An 18,817-nucleotide genomic window follows, 5' to 3' on the forward strand; every position below is an offset into this window, starting at 1 on the left:
AAATGTTGAACAGGATTATAAAAAGACCCGTACTGGCTACGGTCATTTCCATTATACTGGTGCTGCTGGGGATTTTAGGATTGTTACGCATCCCCATGACGCAATTCCCGGAAATTGCACCGCCTACGGTATTTGTATCGGGCGTTTATCCGGGAGCCAATGCCGAAAGCGTGATCCGGTCCGTGATTACGCCTTTGGAACAGGCCATCAACGGTGTGGAAAATATGCAGTACATGACATCCGCTGCGGCCAACGATGGCAGTTTTTCCATTACCATTATTTTTAAGCAGGGTGTGGATCCGGACCAGGCTGCGGTGAATGTTCAGAACCGCGTGGCACAAGGCAATGCACAGCTTCCGTCTGAGGTCATCCGCCTTGGGCTAACTACCACCAAGCAGCAGACCAGCTACCTGATGATCGTAAATATCAGCAGCGAGCAGCCGGAGAAATACGATGAGGCTTTTTTGCAGAATTATGCCAACATCAACCTGATACCCGAGCTCAAACGGATTCCGGGTGTTGGAAATGTCAGTTTGTTCGGGGCGAAAGATTATTCTGTCCGGGTGTGGATCAACCCCGCCAAACTTTCTTCGTATGGGCTGGTGCCTGCAGATGTTGAAACGGCCATACAGCAGTACAGTTTTGAGGCTTCGCCGGGAAGCCTGGGCGAAGAAACCGATGCTTCACTGCAATATGTTTTACGCTATAAAGGCAAGCTGAACAAGCCTGAAGCATTCGAGAAAATCATACTCCGTTCAAAGACGGATGGTTCCAAACTGCGGTTAGGTGACGTGGCCCGTATTGAGTTCGGGTTGTCCAATTATTCCAGCGATACTTATACGGATGGCAAACCCTCTGTAGTGTTTGCCGTGCTGCAGGCGAGTGGTTCCAATGCCAATGATATTGCCATTGAGGTGGAGCGATCCCTGAAAAACTTCCAGAAAAATGTTCCGGACGGCATCCATTTCGACGTCATCCAGAATATGAAGCACCGCCTGGATGCTTCCATTTCCCAAATGAAATCTACCCTGATAGAAGCATTTGTTCTGGTGTTCATCGTAGTGCTGGTTTTCCTGCAGGACTTCCGTTCTACCATTATCCCGGCAATAGCAGTGCCTGTTTCCATCATCGGAACCTTCTTTTTTATGTACCTCATCGGTTTCTCTGTCAACGTACTAACTTTATTTGCTTTAGTGCTCGCTATCGGCATCGTGGTGGATGATGCCATTGTAGTGGTGGAAGCCGTTCACGCCAAGATGGAACAAACCGGCGAGAACGCGAAAACAGCAACGGCCTCGGCTATGAGCGAGATCAGCGGAGCGATTGTTTCCATCACATTAGTAATGTCGGCGGTATTTCTTCCGGTAGGTTTTATGGAAGGTCCGGCAGGTGTGTTTTACAAACAGTTTTCCTACACCTTAGCCATTGCTATTTTGATCTCTGCTGTGAACGCCCTGACTTTAAGCCCGGCTTTGTGCGCTTTATTACTGAGAAACCATCATACGGACGAAAGCGGTACAAAGAAAAAATTCACGAAACGCTTTTCCGAAGCCTTCAATGCAGGTTTCGAGCGGTTAACCAGTAAATACACCGGGGCTGTCCGGCTTTTGGGTAAAAGAAAACTCATTGCAATAGGAGGATTGGTTTTGGTTGCCTTCGGAGCATTTTTCCTGATGAATACCGCCCCAAAAGGTTTTGTTCCCGAGGAAGACGATAATAACCTGTCGTTCGTGGTCAACCTGCAGGCGGGCGCCAACCTGCAATTCATCACCCGGGAAATGGAAAAAGCAACGCAGATCGTTAAAGGGCTGCCCGAAGTAAAAAGCATCAGTACTGTTTCCGGCTTCAGTTTGTTCAGTTCCGGCTCGGCTCCCAATGCCGCAATGGGCTTTATCACGCTGAAAAACCCGAAAGACCGGGGCGAAATCTCCGACATTAACGAAGTGATGCACAAAATAGAAAACGCAATGAAGGGTAAAATAAGAGGGGAGTTCCTGATTTTCCGTAATCCTGCAGTGGAAGGTTTTGGTAATGCCGGCGGTGTGGAATTTGTATTGCAGGACAGGACCTCGGGCAATATTTCAGATTTTGAAGCTGTAAGTCAAAAAGTAATTGCGGCGCTGAACAAACATCCCGAAATCGGCATGGCATTTACTACATTCCGCAGCGATTACCCGCAATATGAAGTGGTGCTGAATGAAGACAAAGCACAGCAACTGGGGCTAACGCCGAAAGAAGTAATGGATGCCCTGCAGCTGTATCTGACGGGTTCGCAGACCACCGATTTTGTTCGTTTCGGCAGATTGTACCGTGTAAACGTCCGTTCCGAAGCGGAGTTCCGGAAAGATGAAGCTTCACTGGACAATATTATGATTCGTAACAATCTCAATCAAATGGTGCCGATATCAACTTTGGTTACGCTAAAGAAAGTTTTTGGTCCGCAAGGCATCAGCCGTTACAATCTCTACAACAGCATCAGCGTGAACGTAACTGCGGGTAACGGTGCCAGTACCGGGAAAGTGATGAGCGTTATTGATCAGGTCCTGCAAAAAGAGCTGCCCAAAGGCTACAGTTACGAATATAACGGTTTGAGTTTGCAGGAACGCAAATCGGGTTCGCAGATGCTCTTTATATTCGGGCTGAGCATTTTATTTGTTTACTTTCTTCTTGCTGCCCAGTATGAAAGTTATTTGTTGCCATTGGCGGTGATGCTGTCTTTGCCTACCGGCATTTTGGGCGTATTTATTGCTACGGGATTGGCGGGAATAGACAATAATATTTATGTGCAGATTTCATTGATTATGCTGGTTGGATTGCTGGCGAAGAACGCCATCCTGATCGTGGAATTTGCCATACAGCAACGCAAAGCAGGCTTATCGGTTTTTGAAGCAGGCATTGCCGGGGCCAGAATGCGGCTACGACCTATCCTGATGACTTCCTTTGCGTTCGTTGCAGGGTTGATACCGCTGATGTTTGCAAAAGGCGGAACAGCAATTGGAAACAAATCGATCAGCATCAGTGCCGCAGGCGGAATGCTGAGCGGGGTGATTTTAGGCGTGTTGATCATCCCTGTTCTGTATATGATCTTCCAGTGGTTGCAGGACAAGGCATCCGGGGTAAGTAAATAAGATAGAGATTTACTTAGCCTCAATTAACCGCTCCAGCTTCTCAATCATTTCTTTTTGTTGTTGTAACATACGCTCATACAACTCAACCATTTTATCAATAGGGTTAAAGGTTGGTTGATAGCTAAACCCGGAAGCAACGGCATTGTCTTTAAAATCTTGAAAAGAATAAGTATTGGCAATCACATTTACGGCCTGCTCTTCATCAAAATTCCGGAAAGCCTCTACAGGAATTTTCAGCGCAGCCTCCATAACAAGTCGACATAAATACCGTTGGAAAATCAAATTTGCCTGAAATGTAAGGTTTTGTTCACGGGGGTTACATAACACCAAAATATACAATCTTCTGGAAACACCCGCCGCTCCATTTCCCCACTTTAGTTTCCAATTTCATCAGTTTAATCAGTTTTATAGTAATACAAGGAATAAGGCTTTCTACTTTTGGATTTCCAGCAGTAAAATTAGCATCAGATGAAATCAGTAATAAAAAACAGTATCCATTTATTGTTGATAGCGGGACTGGTACAGTCCTGCAAAGTAACGAAAGATTATGCCCGGCCGGAGCTGAACCTCCCCGCATCGTTCGGCAATACTGCTATAACAAATGACAGCAGCGTTGTAGAAAATCCCTCCTACCAGCAGTTCTTTACAGATGAAATTTTAGTAGGCCTTTTAGATAAAGCGATGGTCAATAACCCGGATCTGCTTATTGCTTCAGAACAGGTTTTAGCTACAGCCGCTACCTTGAAAAGTATAAAGCTCAACTATCTTCCGGAAATTAATGTACAGGTGAATGCAGGTGTGCAACGGCTTTCCAAAAACAGCATGCTGGGTTCATTCGGCGGCGGACTGGTATTCCAGGAATACAATGTTGCACCTGCCGTTTCCTGGGATATTGACTTCTGGGGCAAGCTGAAAAGGCAAAGGGAGGAAGCATTATCCAGTTATTTAAGCCAGGCACAAAATCGCAGGGCCCTGCGGGTACAACTGATCGCCCAAACGGCGCAGGCTTATTATAACCTGCTTAGCTTAGACGAACAGCTGCACATTACACAGGAGGTGGAAAAGAGTATGCAGCAAACGCTGGCTATGCTGCAAACACAGTATGCTGTAGGAGAGGTAACTTCCCTGGCCATTAAACAATCAGAAGCTCAATTGGCCGCAACCAGGGCATTGATCCCCGAAATTAAAGCCAGCATCAAAGCACAGGAAAATGCCTTGCAGGCGTTGGCAGGCAATTATCCCGCTGTGGTACAGCGTGCACATTCCTTAAAAAACAGCAGATTTGTAACAGCGTTAAAAGCCGGTATCCCGGCGGATGTATTGGCAAACCGTCCTGACGTAAAGCAACAGGAACTGTTGTTGCAGGCTGCCAATGCGAGGGTGGGTATTGCCAGAACGGAATTTTATCCCAGCCTCAGAATTACGGCACAGGCTGGTTCTAATGCTACCAACATTGCCCATTGGCTGGCGGTTCCGGCTTCGCTGTTTGGGAATGTTGCCGCAGGATTGACACAGCCGGTTTTTAATAAGAGAAAAATCAAATCGGGTTATGAACAGGCGGTGCACCAGCGTGAAGCGGCCGTGCAGGAGTTCCGGAAATCGGTGTTGATAGCCGTAGAAGAAGTAAGCACCTCGCTAAGCAATATTGATCATATCAGGGAACAGATGGCAGAACTGAATAACAGAAAAACAGCAATGGATAAAGCGATTGCCGATGCGCAGATATTGTATCAATACGGTGAGGCCAATTACCTGGAGGTGCTGACCGTGCAGCAAAGCTACTTCCAGACTGAATTAGCGTATACAATGACGATACAGAAAGAAATAAATGCTTACATTGCTTTGTACAAATCTTTAGGCGGAAATTAAATGGTTATTAAAGATACAGCCCCGGTCAATCTTCTCCGGAAAGGATTTTTTCAATGGAGCGGTGTGTTGGTTTCGCTGGCGCTGGCTAATCTTATCCAGTACCTGCTGAACCCGCAAAGCAACTGGTGGAATTTTTACACGGAAGCGCAATGGTCAGAAATCAGTGCCACTATTATGGGGGGCATCATGATGTATGCGCTGCTGTTCTGGATCATCCGGCTGCTTTCCGGCTGGCTGAACAAAAGGCTGGTTTTCAGAAATAATATTGTAGTGCACTTTCTCATCACTACCGGTGTGGTCATGGCCTGTATGTTCCTGCTGCTTTACCTGGAAAATGTCATTTACGAATGGATCTGGCCCGAACCTTCTGACAATAGCCAGGAAATGGAACTGGCATTACGGTATTACCTGGTGGTGAATATGGTGGTTGCTGCCTTTGTCAATAGTTTTTACAATGCTTTTTTCTTTTTTGCAAAATGGAAAGCCAAGGTGATTGAAAGCAGCAAGCTTGAGATACACGCCCATCAGCTGAAGGAAAATGCCTTGCAGTCGGAACTGGAAGTGCTGAAATTGCAGCTGGACCCTCATTTCCTGTTCAATAATTTCAGCATCCTCACGCAGCTGATAGAAACTGATCAGAAAGCAGCTCAGGAATTTTTGTCGAATCTTTCAAGGGTATACCGCTATATTTTAACCACCGGCAAAAAGGATGTGGTGGCACTGGAAGAAGAGCTGAAATTTGTGGAGATGTATTTTCACCTCATTAAAATACGGCACGGGGAAAGCATCCACTTATGGGTGAATGTAAGTGATGCTGATAAAAGCAAAGGCATTCCGCCGGTTACCTTACAGTTATTATTGGAAAATGCGATTAAGCATAATATCTCCACAGTAAGGCAACCGCTGCAATTATCCATTAAGAGCCTCGGGGATGGAACGATTGCAGTAAAAAACAACCTGCAACGCATCAATATTGATTATAAAAGTACCGGGATGGGTTTGAGAAATATTCGTGAAAGGTATCAGTTACTGCAAGGAAAAATACCTGAAATTGCTATAACAGATAACCGTTTTGAAGTGAAACTGCCTTTGTTAAATTTATAAATCAGGTTATGAATTATATCATCATTGAAGACGAGCAGCACAACGCCGAATTACTGAAAAGTACCATAGAAAAATACGATGATACGGCAGTATTGCTGGCGGTTTTGCCTACCATCCAGGAAAGCGTGGAATGGTTCAATACGCAGCCGCAACCCGATGTGATCTTTATGGATGTACGCCTGGCAGATGGATTGTCGTTTGAGATCTTTAAGAAAGTGCACATCCAGGCGCCGGTCATTTTTACCACTGCCTATGATGAATATGCTTTGCAGGCATTTAAAGTATATGGTGCGGCTTATTTGCTGAAACCCATCGTCCGGGAAGAACTGGAAGAGGCCCTGGAGAAAGTGAAACGCATACAGCCGCAGTTTTCCGGTGATGATATAGGATTGCTGCTGGATATGTTCCGTACGCAGCAAAAGAAATATAAAAGTCGCTTTTTATTGCACTACCGCGAAACCTACAAAATGATTCCGGTGGAAGCAATCGATTATATTTTCCTGGAGCATAAAACGGTTTCCTTCAGGTTGCTGGACGGCTCTTCCATCACGGTTCCGTACAATCTGGAAGAGCTGGAGGAGCAACTTGATCCGCAGTTTTTTTTCCGGGTAAACCGGCAATACATCTTGCATATCGATAGCATCGAAAGCATTCACAAGTATTTCGGCGAGAAAGCGAAGATCGTTTTGAAACGCGACCGGAAGGCAGCGGTCATTGTAAGCCGCATCAAAATGCCTTTGTTTAAATTATGGCTGGACAGGTAGGACGAATTTTGTAAAAGGTATGGAGAACGTTTGGAGCAGTGGAACATTTTGGAAATCAAATCCTGATAAATAAATTTTATCGTGCCGGGGAATCTTTTTTATGATTACCATTTTTTAAAATGGGTATGAGCCAGCAGGTATAGCTGCTACGTGTAATAATATTATATCTTCAATAAGTTCTTCAAACCATTCATCAGAACTCGCTAACCATTCAATAGAGTTAGCCGGAACCAGCAGTAATAGGAAAACGACATGAGTTTTTTTCGTAACCGGATTAATTATTAATTTTATTATGTTTTATTAACCGACAGAGCTCATAAATGAAATCTAAACTTGACCGTAACAGCGAGTTACCGCTCCATATACAGGCAGAAAAGCTTATCAGGAAATTAATTGTTTCACCCGAATTCGCCAATGGACAGCTGCTGCCCAAAGAGATAGATTTAGCGAAGCAACTGGGAATCTCCCGGTCAACGCTCAGGCATGTGCTCAATAAGCTGGTATATGATGGCCTTTTGACCAGGAAGAAAGGAGTGGGAACCACGGTTGCCAAACAGGTAATCCCGGCTAAGGCAACAGAATGGCTTAGTTTTTCGCAGGAAATGAATTCCAGGGGGATACCTATCCGAAATTTCGAAATGCACATCAGCTGGTGCAATCCACCAAAGGAAATATTTGAATTTTTTTCAATGAAAAAAGGCGAGAAAGTGCTGAAGCTCGAAAGGCTGCGTGGTAAAACCGATGATCCTTTCGTTTATTTTATATCCTATTTCAATCCCAATATCGGCCTCACCGGGGAAGAAGACTTTAACCGCCCGCTTTATGAAATATTAAGAACCGATTACTCGATCATTGTGCATCACTCCCAGGAAGAGATCAGCGCAAAAAGCGCCGATAAATTCATCGCCGAAAAATTTGAGATAGAAGAAAAATCGCCTGTTCTTTTTAGGAAAAGACTGGTATTCGATAATTATAAAACACCTATCGAATACAATATCGGGTACTATAAGGCTAATAATGCTATTTATTCTGTAACAAGCACCCGGGAAGCATTAACACCCAAACAGTCTTAACTTCTTAGTAGACCTTCCTGTTAATTGCCTTTTTAATAAATACGGATTTTTACATAGGCATTCATACCATTGTATGACACCTTAATATTACCCGCCATTGAGTTGGTGGTACTGGCAGTAAAAGTATTGCCGCTGATGGTTCCAAGCTCAGGCGGGCAGGATAATGAAACGTTGCCAAGGTTGGCATTTACCAGGCTGCCATATTGGTTATACCCAAGCGCCTTGATAGTAATGCGCTGTCCTTTTGTAACACGCATATTGTATTTATCTGCTGCGATCTTTGTTATTTGATTGTCCCCGGGTGCCGATGAAATTGTAAACAGGGCATTACCAACAGCCCTGGGAGTGCCATCGCTGGGTGTATTAACTACGCCAACCTCCTTAATGAACATTGCAGACGAGCCTCCACCGTCTAAATTGACGGCATAGGCTGCGCCGGATAATCTTAGAATATCAGCCAGCTCGTACGTGGTAACCCCTACCGATGTGGTTAAACGGCCATCCACTACGATGTAATAGATTTTGTTGCCATCTGCCGAAAAACCAACGCCTGTACGCGGGTGCCTTTCGTTCCAGTCTCCGTTAATGAAGCCTCCGTTTTTCAGCATATAATCATGCGCGCCAATTACCTGTTTAATGGCAAGGTCCGAAGTTTCGGTAGCTATAAGATTCAATCTTACAGTAACAACATCTCCCACACTTAATGTTTTAAGGAATGTAGCGGCAGTCCCGCTTCCGGAGAGCACTGCGCCCTCTTCGGGGATGGCGCTGTTCCCGGCATCAAAATTGGTCTGTGATACGCGCAGGCTTATATTCTTGTTGAAGCCCCATGTACTGCCGCTTACCGGTACTGCAACCACCTCCGAGCCGGAAGCATTGGTTTTAGTGCTCTTTCCATTGTATTTGTTATAAAGAATTAGCTGGCCGGTATTTCTCGTATTATTTACATCTGCAATGCTGAGGGATGAAGCTGCTGTAGTAACACTGCCGGAATAGGCAAGCTTACCGGCATACATTTTTTTTGCAGCATCTATTGCCAGGTAATTTTCTGCAGGATTGGTGGGCAGTATACCTACCATCTCATCAATAACAGTACCCTGCAAAGGCCTGCCGGTAGTGGTATTAAAAAAATCACCATTGATGCCGGCTACATAATTTTCGCCGGGTTTGGATTTTCGCTGGGACATGCTCACAATTGTTTCGCGATGCGTGATAGAATCGCCGCCGAGCACCGGTTTAAAATCGAGGTACTGGTTATTCCGGTCCATTTCAAGCAGGGAAACCTTCAATGGTGCCAACGGGTTGGCAAGAGTAAGCGACATAAAACGGATGCCTGGCCCGGCGTCAAAACTGGAAACGGTATCTACAAGATATTTAGTTCCCCGAACCATGATCTCTTTAACGGATGATACGGCCGTTATGTTATAATAATTAGAAGCCTGGTTGCCGGAGCTGATCAAAATGCGCAGAACGCCTGCGTCAGTATCAGGCATGATCGTTTTGATTTCCGTAGTACCGGAGGAGATAACCCATGCAGCAGTTTCCCTGAATTTTACAGTAGGGTTTGCAGGGAAATTGGTTCCTGTTATGGTAACAGTATCTCCGAACTGTGCTGTAGCCGGCGAAACGGCTGTTATTTTTATTGATTCCTGGGATGGGCTGGATGGTGTATCTTTTTTACAGGAACTGAAAACAAGCACCCAAACCATGAAGTACAATATGCGGTGTATCATTTTTTAAAGTTTTGTTGAATAGATAAGTTCATCCCGTGCTTTTATGAACGCGGGGCAGCAAGATTGAAAAATTAAAACTCACGAAAGCCATAGGCTTCGACCAGCTGTAAGGATTGAGCAAGCGGCATAAGCCCTGCGGAGCTGGATGCTTCCTTTAAGCAGGAAGCGGCAGAAACAACGCCCATTTTCAGGCATTCGCTCATATTGCTGCCCTGGTGAATACCTGCTAAAGTGCCTGCGGCAAATGCATCTCCGGCACCAACCGCTCCTTTTATTAATTCAGCCGGTATTTTTATACTGCCTTGTTTTACCACTTCTCCGGCCTTATTGAATGCAATAGCGCCATGCGGGAAATGCAGTATCACCCAGCAGTTCACGCCCATATCCAATATCAGTTTACCGGCTCTGATACAAGCGTCTGTGTCCGGCATTTGACCGGTATGGGTGAGCTGTATGCCGGTCAGCAATTCTGCTTCCAGTTCATTGATAAAAAGATAGTCAACATAAGGCAGCGATGAGCTTACTACTTTCGGGAAATGTTCATTTCTTACGCTCACAATATCTGTAGCCGTAATAAATCCTGCTTCTTTGGCTTTAGCAAATGCTTTGGAGGCATAAGTCTGGCTGCCCGAAAAAGAATCCATGTGATCCAGCAACATCAGGTAGGCCAGGTAAAATATCTTCGCATTTGATTTTTTCAATAGATCATCCTCTACCCGGAAAAACCTGTTGGCTCCCCTGTTATGGAAAAAAGTTCGTTTACCGGTAGCGGTTACTGTCATTACATCGGTAAAAGAAGTAGGTTTAAAGGAGATGATTTTGAGCGTATATCCCTGCTGGGAAAAATAAATACGAAAATTACCAAATGGCTGGAGATTGGCCTGGATGGTGGTTTTTCAAAGCGGGATTATTCGGGCCTGCCGGCCAATATTGGTGCAGCGCAGTTAATGTCTCCATACGGAGTGATGTACAGGGATTCTTTGGGCAACCTTGAAAAATGGCCCTACACACAGTCGTTAATGAACCCGCTATGGGGTGTGGATGACGGTACGCGGTATAATAAAGACCTGAGAAATAATTTCCGGTTGAACAGTTACCTGGTGGTAAATGTACCCTTCGTTAAGGGATTAAGTTACCGGCTCAATTATTTAATCAACCAGGATAAAAACCAATCGGCCAACTTCAATTATGAAACCTATTTTGTTGCAGAAGGAGAAGGTATTGCCCGTTACAGCCCCACAGTATTGCAGGGTTTTTTAACAAGCGCCAACGGAAATATAGATAACAACGCTGCCTATAGCTATGTGGTGGACAATATCCTTAACTATAAAAATGTTTTTGGCAAGCACAGCATTAATGCTACGGCGGTGGCTACCAGGGACCTTTGGCGTTACCAGCAGGAAAATATTATTGGTTCCGATTTTGCTTTAAATGGAAATACCATATTGGGTGCAAGGGGACTTCATAAGGCTACCACGCAAAGAATTGACCTGAATAATTCAAGACGGGCTAATATAGGGTACCTGGGCCGTATCAATTACATATTTGAAAACAGGTATTTTTTATCAGCATCATACAGGAGGGACGGAGCCTCCGTTTTCGGCGCCAATACAAAATGGGGCGATTTTGGAGCAGTAGGCCTTGCATGGGCTGTTTCAAATGAAAATTTCTTAAAAGGAAATGAGTATATCAATAACCTGAAGCTTAAAGTTTCCTGGGGGCAAAACGGTAACCAGGGCATAGAGCCCTACGGCACTTTATCTGCTGTTGCTAATGGCCCTTCGGGCGGGGTGCGGTATGAATTTTCAAACACGCCGGGAAGAATATTTTACGGGCTTATACAATCAGCACTGGGTAATGCCAACCTGGGCTGGGAAACAACCGAATCCTGGAACGCCGGATTTGAGGCGGCCCTGCTAAAGAACAGGCTGTTTATAGATCTGGATATGTATGTTTCCAAAACTACCGACCAGATATTTGTTCGTGAAATTCCTGTTATGACCGGGTTTAAAACTATTCGTGCTTCGATGGGAGAGGTGGATAATAAGGGGATCGAGCTTACGGTAAGAAGCGTTAACGTACAACAAAAAGATTTTAGCTGGAGCAGTATGGTTACCTTCTGGCAAAACCGTAACAAGCTGACACGGTTGTATGGAGAGGATAAGGACGGCGATGGCAAAGAAGATGATGACATAGCCAATAGCTTATTTATAGGAAAATCATTGAGCGCAATATACGGTTATGAGCAAATCGGTATTGTGCAGGCAACCGACACGGCTTATATACGGCTAACAGGGGCAGAACCGGGCAGCCCGATGTATAAAGACCTGGATAATGTTGCGGGTATCAGTGCAGCTGACCGCAAGATCCTGGGTTACGGTAAAGAAAATTTCAGGCTGAACCTGGGCAATACCTTTACCTATAAGAATTTTGAACTGTACGCCCTGGTAACCGGCATCTTTGGTGGCAATGGGTTTTACCAGAGAAGTAATGCCGCCGCTTACCTTACAAGGACTAACCGCTTCAACGACAATATGAGCTCAAAACCCTACTGGACACCGGAAAATAAAAGTAACATTTACCCTTCGGCCTATTATTCGGCAGATGCAAGGTTCCTGGGATTGCAATCCCGGGGGTTTGTGAGGATACAGGATATTTCCCTGTCATACTCGTTTACGCAGCCCTGGATCACCAACCGGCACATCAGCTCATTAAGATTATTCCTGAGCGCAAAGAACGTGGCCACTTTTACCAAATGGGAAGGCGGCGATCCTGAAACAGGTACTACTGTAAGAGAAAATACATTTCCCGTACCTTCTATTTATTCGGCAGGTGTTTCCATCAGGTTTTAATAAAATCAATCTACTTTTATTATGAAAAAGCTTATATATATCATTCCTGTAGCGCTTTATTTACTGGTGAATACAGGTTGCAAAAAAGACAAAGATTTTCTTACGGAAGTTCCAGAATCGTTTTATACGGTAGATAATGCCTTTTCTACATCGCAGCAGGTAGACCAGGTGCTGGTTTCCATATACAGCCATATAAGAGATTTATGGACCAACCCCGGCGAAACAGGCTGGATATTTAACCTGCGTGGCAATGGTACCGATCTTTTTGATGTAGCCAGCATCAGGCGTGGCAGTACTTTTAATAATTATGGCAGTATTAATGCCGATAACGGCACTTTTTATGAGGTATATAGCACATGGTATTATGTAATCAACCGTGCTAACCTGGCCCTGTATGCTGCTGATCTGCCGCAGATACAATGGGGCTCCGATGCCGAAAAAAAATATGCAATAGCACAGGCCAGGTTTTTCAGGGCATTTGCTTACCGCAACCTGGGCGAGCTTTTCGGCGGAGTGCCGATCGTTACCGAAATCAGCAAGGCGCCAAAATTCGATTTCAGGCGTCCCGGCAGGGTTGAGACCTACCAGTTTGCAATAGACGACCTGGAAGCTGTTGAGAACGACCTGCCGGAAACCACTACTACCGGCGGAAGACTGGTAAGGGCTGCCGCGCAGCATAATTTATGTGAGCTTTACCTGGCAATGGGTATTCAGTTGAAAGCAGATGGAAAAGAAGGAGAGGCCACGGCTGCTTTTACAAAAGCAATAGGGTTTGCCAGTAAGGTCATTGACGGGGGGAAGTATTCATTGATCAAAGCCCGTTACGGTTCAAGGCGGAACGAATCAGCGATTTCATTCCCGGTATACCAGGGAGGGGTTTTCAGCGCCGGTGCAGTGGTAGATACATTGCTTCAGCCCACTAATTATTATTGGGATCTTTTTCAGGAAGGTAATGTAAACTACCAGGAGGGTAATACGGAGTGTATATGGGCCGCACAAATTGATTATGCAGCTTACAGGGCGGGAGATAGCAAATCAAAACTCGGCTATACCCGCTATTACAGCGCCGATTTCAGGGATGGCGCAAAAGATCATCTTACCGGAACGCTCGAGGATGTAGGTGGCCGGGGTATTGTTCAGATGATTCCTACCATGTATGCAAGAGATGATATTTACGCTGATAAATGGGCTGCTGATATGCGTAACAGCGATGCGGTATTCAGAAGAAGATTTAAAGGCAATGTAGCCAGTTCTCCTTATTTTAAGAAAGATGTTCCATGGAATGTTATGTACAATGGAGGCCCGGATGCCACCACCAATACAAATAACAAAAGCCTTTGCTACCCCGTTTCCTGTAAAGTTGCCATTGATAAATTTACAGGTATTGCCGATGGCGAAAACCGGAGCAATCTGTTTCGCGATGATTATATCATCCGCTTACCGGAAACTATTTTATTACGAGCCGAAGCTAAGCAACGCAATGGCGACAAGGCCGGGGCCGCTGCTGATATTAATTTATTAAGAGACCGGGCGCAATGCAGCTATAAAGTAACTGCTGCAGATATGGACGATGCGTTCAATACCATACTGGATGAGCGTGTGCGGGAATTGATCTATGAAGAATTTCGCTGGAACACTTTATTAAGAATGGGAGGAAACATTGCTGTAGACAGGATCAGAAAATATGCCTTCTGGCCCGAAGCCCAGGCTACGCTTACTTTTCAGTATAATTTATGGCCCATACCGCAAAAAGTAATAGAAACCAATAAAGATGTAGTGATAGAACAGAACCCGGGATGGACAAACCGGTAATATACAGTCAGGCACCTGTACCTGGTATAAAATAACTTAAGCCATTTAATAAATTATCTTAGCAGCATGTCGAAATTTTTTTTACTGGTAGGGTTGGTAGTAATTCGTCTTCAATTGTTCGGACAGCAGCTTTCTTACCCGCTCCATACCGAATGGAACACAAGCAGCAATGTTTTAAAAAACGGTTTTTTAAATCCACCTCCCGAGTCAAAGCTCCGGTGTTACTGGTGGTGGCTGAATAGTATGGCTACCAAAGAATCTATAACAAGAGACCTGGAAGAAATGAAAGCCAAAGGGTATGGCGGTGCATCCATTGTAGATGCCGGCAGCTCCAGCTATGATGTTGCCAAAAAAACAGAAGCCGGCCCGGTATTTATGAGCCCCGGATGGATGGCGTTATACCAGCATGCTGTAAAAGAGGCCGATAGGGTGGGGATAGAATTAAGTGTAAATATTCAAAGCGGCTGGAACCCCGGCGGGCCTTCTGTTACGCCCGAACTGGCGCTTAAAAGAGTAGTTACTGCAGAAACAGATATCAGCGGCGGCGGGTTAGTTACGGTAGTTCTTCCGCAGCCCGAAACGCACCTCTTGTACCAGGATGTGATAGTACAGGCAATTCCCAGGCCCGGTAAAGTGTTACCGCTTAGAGATGAAGCCATCACCAACTGGTCGAAAAAAACATTGAACCGGTCGATGGGCTCAAGCGGTATTTATCCGCTGCATGAACTAAGAGATGGTTTTTTTAATACGGTAAATGTCAATATCGTAAAACAGAAAGACATCATTGATGTTACGCCCTTTTTTGATGGAAAAGAATTGAAATGGAATGCGCCTGCCGGTGAGTGGACCATTATACGCTATGGCTGGACCTGTACCGGGGTGAAAATATCCACCACCAGCGATGGATGGAACGGCCTGTCAATGGACCACCTGAACCCCGACGCTTTCAGGCATTTTAGTAAAACAGTGATAGAACCGCTTATTCATACGGCCCAGGCTGCAGGTAACAGTGTGAAGTTTTTACAAACCGATAGCTGGGAAATGGGTGCGGTGAACTGGACGCAGAACTTTCCGGCTGAATTTAAGAGCAACAGCGGTTATGATATAAAGCTGTATATGCCCGTCCTGGCCGGAAGGGTGGTAGAGAGCCAGGAAGTATCCAACCGGTTCCTGTACGATTTCAGGAAAACTATCGGCGCCTGTGTGGCTAAAAACCATTACCAGCTCTTTGCCGATCTGGCGCATCAATATGGCATGGGTATTCATCCCGAATCGGGAGGTCCGCATTCTGCACCGGTAGATGCGTTAAAAACTATGGCCATCAGCGATTTTCCGCAGGGCGAATTTTGGGCAATGGCCAACACGCACCGGGTTTCCGATGCGGCGCGCCTTGCTGTAAAGCAATCTGCCTGCGCAGCTCATACCAACGGGAAACGGTTTGTAGCTGCGGAGGGCCCCACCAGTATCGGTCCGCAGTGGGAGCGGTCGCCTGCAGAGCTGAAAACGAATATTGACCGGGTTTTCTGTTCGGGTGTGAACCGCATCGTCTGGCATACGTTTACTTCCTCACCTCCCGAATTTGGTTTGCCGGGAAATGAATATTTTGCCGGAACGCACATGAACCCCAATGTTACCTGGTGGCAGCAGGCAGGCGATTTTACCGGTTACCTGAATCGCAGCAGCTTCATGTTACAGCAGGGGCTTTTTGTGGCAGATGTATTGTACTATTATGGCGATGATGTGCCCAATTTTGTTTTCTTAAAAGAAGAGTTCCCCGAATTGGCATACGGGTACGACTGGGACAAATGTGCGGCCGATGTATTATATAAAGTTACGGTAAAAAACGGGAAGCTGGTGCTGCCCGACGGAATGAGCTACCGCCTCCTGGTGCTGCCCCCGGAGCAAACCATTAACCTGGATGTATTGGGAAAAGTAGAAGCGCTGGTAAAGAACGGGGCCACTGTTTGGGCGCCCCGGCCACAAAGAGCTACGGGGCTGAAAAGCTATCCGCACAGCGATACAGCGCTCAATGCCATCACCGGCCGGTTGTGGGGTAGCATTGATGGAAAGCAGGTGCTTGAAAACAAATATGGCAAAGGCCGCGTAATATGGGGCCGGGATATTAACGCAGTGCTTAAATCTATGCAGGTTATTCCCGATTTTGAATATACCGGCAGCGATACAACAGCCGCGCTTGAATATATACACCGTCAAACTGCCGATGCAGACATTTATTTTGTGGCCAACCGGTTCTTATGGAAAGAGTTCAGCGATTTTATTTACAGGTATCAGCCATCAGCGCCTGACCGCTACGCATCGGTTGAATGCCGTTTTCGCGTTACAGGAAAAGCGCCCCAGCTCTGGGACCCTGTTACAGGAAAGATAGAAGAGATCGTGCATTACCGGGTAGAAAACGGGCAGACGGTCATTCCACTGTATTTTGAACCAGGTGCCTCAAAGTTCATTGTTTTCACAAACCCTCAAGAGAAACTGGTGCCGGTTTCAAAAATCACCGGTACAGGCCTGGAGCCTCTTCCTCATTCAAAGCCACCAGTTGAGCTGCGGACAAGATCCGGTGCTGTTCAGACTGTTATTCATCAGCCGGGCCGGTACGAGCTGGAGCGGGCAGATGGCAAACGTGCGGTTGTTATCTCAAAGCAGCCTGTTTTGATTAAAAAATTAGATGGCCCGTGGACGGTAAAATTCGATACGGCCTGGAATGCGCCTGCTGCCATAACCCTGCAACAACTTCAATCCTGGACTGAATTGGAGAATCCTGGTATAAAATACTATTCCGGATCGGCTACTTATGTAAACGATTTTTATATGGACAAATTAGAGAAAAGGAAATACGAGCTTCATCTTGGCAATGTGCAGGACATGGCAACGGTTACCATCAACGGTAAAAAGCTGGGCACTATATGGGCGGCTCCGTTTGTTGCCGATATAACAGATTATATTAAAGCGGGTAAAAACCGGGTAGAAATTGTAGTTACCAATTTATGGGCCAACCGGCTGATAGGGGATGGCCAGCTTCCCCGCCACAAACGGCTTACCAAAACAAACATTGTTAAGTTCGATACACCCGATGCTGATAAATATCTTCGCCGATCGGGGTTATTAGGGCCGGTGGCGGTTTATGGAAGCAGTATTCATAACATCAGCTTCCGGTAATAAAACCGCTGAGGCTGTGAAAAGCATGCTGTGCGAGGTGTTCCTGGCGTCAGTCAGGCTGGCTCATCTTGTACTTGTTAAAAGCAATAAGTATGAAAAATAAATTTTAAGCAACCGGTGGGGTGTTGAAAATATACCTTGCCCGGCTTTGCTAAATGTTGCGATGTCCTTTTAATGAGCTCAAAAAACATGAGATACAGGCCTGGCATTTTAAAATGTCTGGCGAGTTGGTACATTTAAAAATATATACCTTAAAAAAATAAACATGAATCATAATTTAACTCAGGACCAGGTTTTATTTTATAAAGAAAATGGCTTTCTTATTATAGAAGATTTTTTAGATGCGACCGAGCTGGAAGAGTGGCAGAGCGCAGTTATGAATGCTATTGAGGAACGGAACGGAGTAAAAATACCTGGAAAGAGTATACAGGTAGGTATGGAAGATGGCATCAATGAAGATGTCGGTTATTTTTCGAAGGTATTCGATCAGCTCCTCAATTTATGGCAAACCAGTGAGGCGGTGAAGAAATTAATGTTAGATCCGCGGCTCGGGAAAATGGCCGCAGAACTTGCGGAGGTAGATGGTATACGTATATGGCATGATCAGGCCCTGGTAAAACGCCCCTGGGCTAATCCGACTTCCTGGCACCTGGATACCCCTTTCTGGTCTTTCTCAGATCGGAGGGCACTGTCTATATGGGTTGCGCTGGATGATGCAACAGCCGAAAACGGATGCCTGTATTTTATACCGCGCTCGTTTAAGGAAACTACTTTTGAAAATAAGGGGATCGGGAAAAATATGGATGGTATATTTTCCGTTTATCCGCAGTTTTCCAAAACGCCATCTTTTAGTGCCAAAATGAAGGCAGGAAGTTGTTCATTCCACAACGGGTTAACCATTCATGGTGCCGGAGCTAATATGACGAATGGTTACAGGAGGGCAATGACCTGTGCTTATATGCCTGATGGAAATGTATACAACGGTGAGCCCAATATTCTTCCCGAAGCATATGTAAATAATTTGTCAGTAGGAGATATATTAAATGATGAGGCGCAAAATCCTTTAATTTATCACAGGAGCCTTTAAACAGGGCAATAGCCATGGGTGAATCAAAAGCGATAACATTTTAGCGCACAAAAGAAAAAACTATACATTTACTTGCCCGTTAAAAACAACTATGGGTTAAAGGCTATCAGGTTGTAAACCGAACAGTTTTTATAAAGAACCCTGCTGAAGAAGGTTTAAATAATTAAACAGGGCAGTTTTAGCAAGACGGCTCTATATATTAACAAATGTAAGTTTCATAT

The 18,817-nt window shown here is 45.3% G+C and carries 12 protein-coding genes; 9 read left to right on the forward strand and 3 right to left on the reverse strand.

From position 1 onward, the window contains the following. The first annotated feature begins 2 nt into the window (after window positions 1–2). Complete coding sequence (locus tag ACYVBM_RS11650; protein ID WP_460685834.1) at window positions 3–3,128, forward strand: efflux RND transporter permease subunit; 3,126 nt, start codon at window positions 3–5, stop codon at window positions 3,126–3,128. 9 nt (window positions 3,129–3,137) lie between these two features. Here ACYVBM_RS11650 and ACYVBM_RS11655 read toward each other — a convergent pair whose 3' ends face one another. Beyond that, window positions 3,138–3,377: a hypothetical protein gene (locus tag ACYVBM_RS11655; protein WP_460685835.1), complete on the reverse strand. Its 240-nt coding sequence runs from the start codon at window positions 3,375–3,377 to the stop codon at window positions 3,138–3,140. Window positions 3,378–3,596: 219 nt separating this feature from the next. Here ACYVBM_RS11655 and ACYVBM_RS11660 point away from each other — a divergent pair, with 219 nt between their 5' ends. From ACYVBM_RS11660 to ACYVBM_RS11675, 4 genes are all read left to right on the forward strand, one after another. Then, window positions 3,597–4,997, forward strand: coding sequence for an efflux transporter outer membrane subunit (locus ACYVBM_RS11660; protein ID WP_460685836.1), 1,401 nt, complete (start codon window positions 3,597–3,599; stop codon window positions 4,995–4,997). Beyond that, window positions 4,998–6,101 (forward strand): sensor histidine kinase, encoded by a 1,104-nt coding sequence (locus ACYVBM_RS11665; protein WP_460685837.1) that lies wholly within the window; start codon window positions 4,998–5,000, stop codon window positions 6,099–6,101. Window positions 6,102–6,109: 8 nt separating this feature from the next. Next, complete coding sequence (locus tag ACYVBM_RS11670; protein WP_460685838.1) at window positions 6,110–6,865, forward strand: LytR/AlgR family response regulator transcription factor; 756 nt, start codon at window positions 6,110–6,112, stop codon at window positions 6,863–6,865. A 320-nt stretch (window positions 6,866–7,185) separates the two neighbouring features. Then, on the forward strand, window positions 7,186–7,938 hold the full coding sequence (locus ACYVBM_RS11675) for a GntR family transcriptional regulator (RefSeq protein ID WP_460685839.1): 753 nt from the start codon (window positions 7,186–7,188) through the stop codon (window positions 7,936–7,938). A gap of 32 nt (window positions 7,939–7,970) precedes the next feature. On the opposite strand, the gene ACYVBM_RS11680 is transcribed toward ACYVBM_RS11675, so the two are convergent. Then, the gene (locus ACYVBM_RS11680) at window positions 7,971–9,671 is read right to left on the reverse strand and encodes a phosphodiester glycosidase family protein (protein ID WP_460685840.1); all 1,701 of its coding nucleotides are present in this window, start codon (window positions 9,669–9,671) and stop codon (window positions 7,971–7,973) included. A gap of 71 nt (window positions 9,672–9,742) precedes the next feature. Continuing rightward, window positions 9,743–10,453 (reverse strand): carbohydrate kinase family protein, encoded by a 711-nt coding sequence (locus ACYVBM_RS11685; protein WP_460685841.1) that lies wholly within the window; start codon window positions 10,451–10,453, stop codon window positions 9,743–9,745. Here ACYVBM_RS11685 and ACYVBM_RS11690 point away from each other — a divergent pair. From ACYVBM_RS11690 to ACYVBM_RS11705, 4 genes are all read left to right on the forward strand, one after another. Continuing rightward, complete coding sequence (locus ACYVBM_RS11690; protein WP_460685842.1) at window positions 10,415–12,523, forward strand: SusC/RagA family TonB-linked outer membrane protein; 2,109 nt, start codon at window positions 10,415–10,417, stop codon at window positions 12,521–12,523. The genes ACYVBM_RS11685 and ACYVBM_RS11690 overlap by 39 nt on opposite strands. A gap of 21 nt (window positions 12,524–12,544) precedes the next feature. Continuing rightward, the gene (locus ACYVBM_RS11695) at window positions 12,545–14,335 is read left to right on the forward strand and encodes a RagB/SusD family nutrient uptake outer membrane protein (protein ID WP_460685843.1); all 1,791 of its coding nucleotides are present in this window, start codon (window positions 12,545–12,547) and stop codon (window positions 14,333–14,335) included. Between the two features lie 66 nt (window positions 14,336–14,401). After that, window positions 14,402–17,509 (forward strand): glycosyl hydrolase, encoded by a 3,108-nt coding sequence (locus tag ACYVBM_RS11700; RefSeq protein WP_460685844.1) that lies wholly within the window; start codon window positions 14,402–14,404, stop codon window positions 17,507–17,509. A gap of 265 nt (window positions 17,510–17,774) precedes the next feature. Then, window positions 17,775–18,596 (forward strand): phytanoyl-CoA dioxygenase family protein, encoded by an 822-nt coding sequence (locus tag ACYVBM_RS11705; protein ID WP_460685845.1) that lies wholly within the window; start codon window positions 17,775–17,777, stop codon window positions 18,594–18,596. Window positions 18,597–18,817 lie beyond the last annotated feature (221 nt).

It is taken from the genome of Niabella aquatica (genome assembly GCF_054779315.1).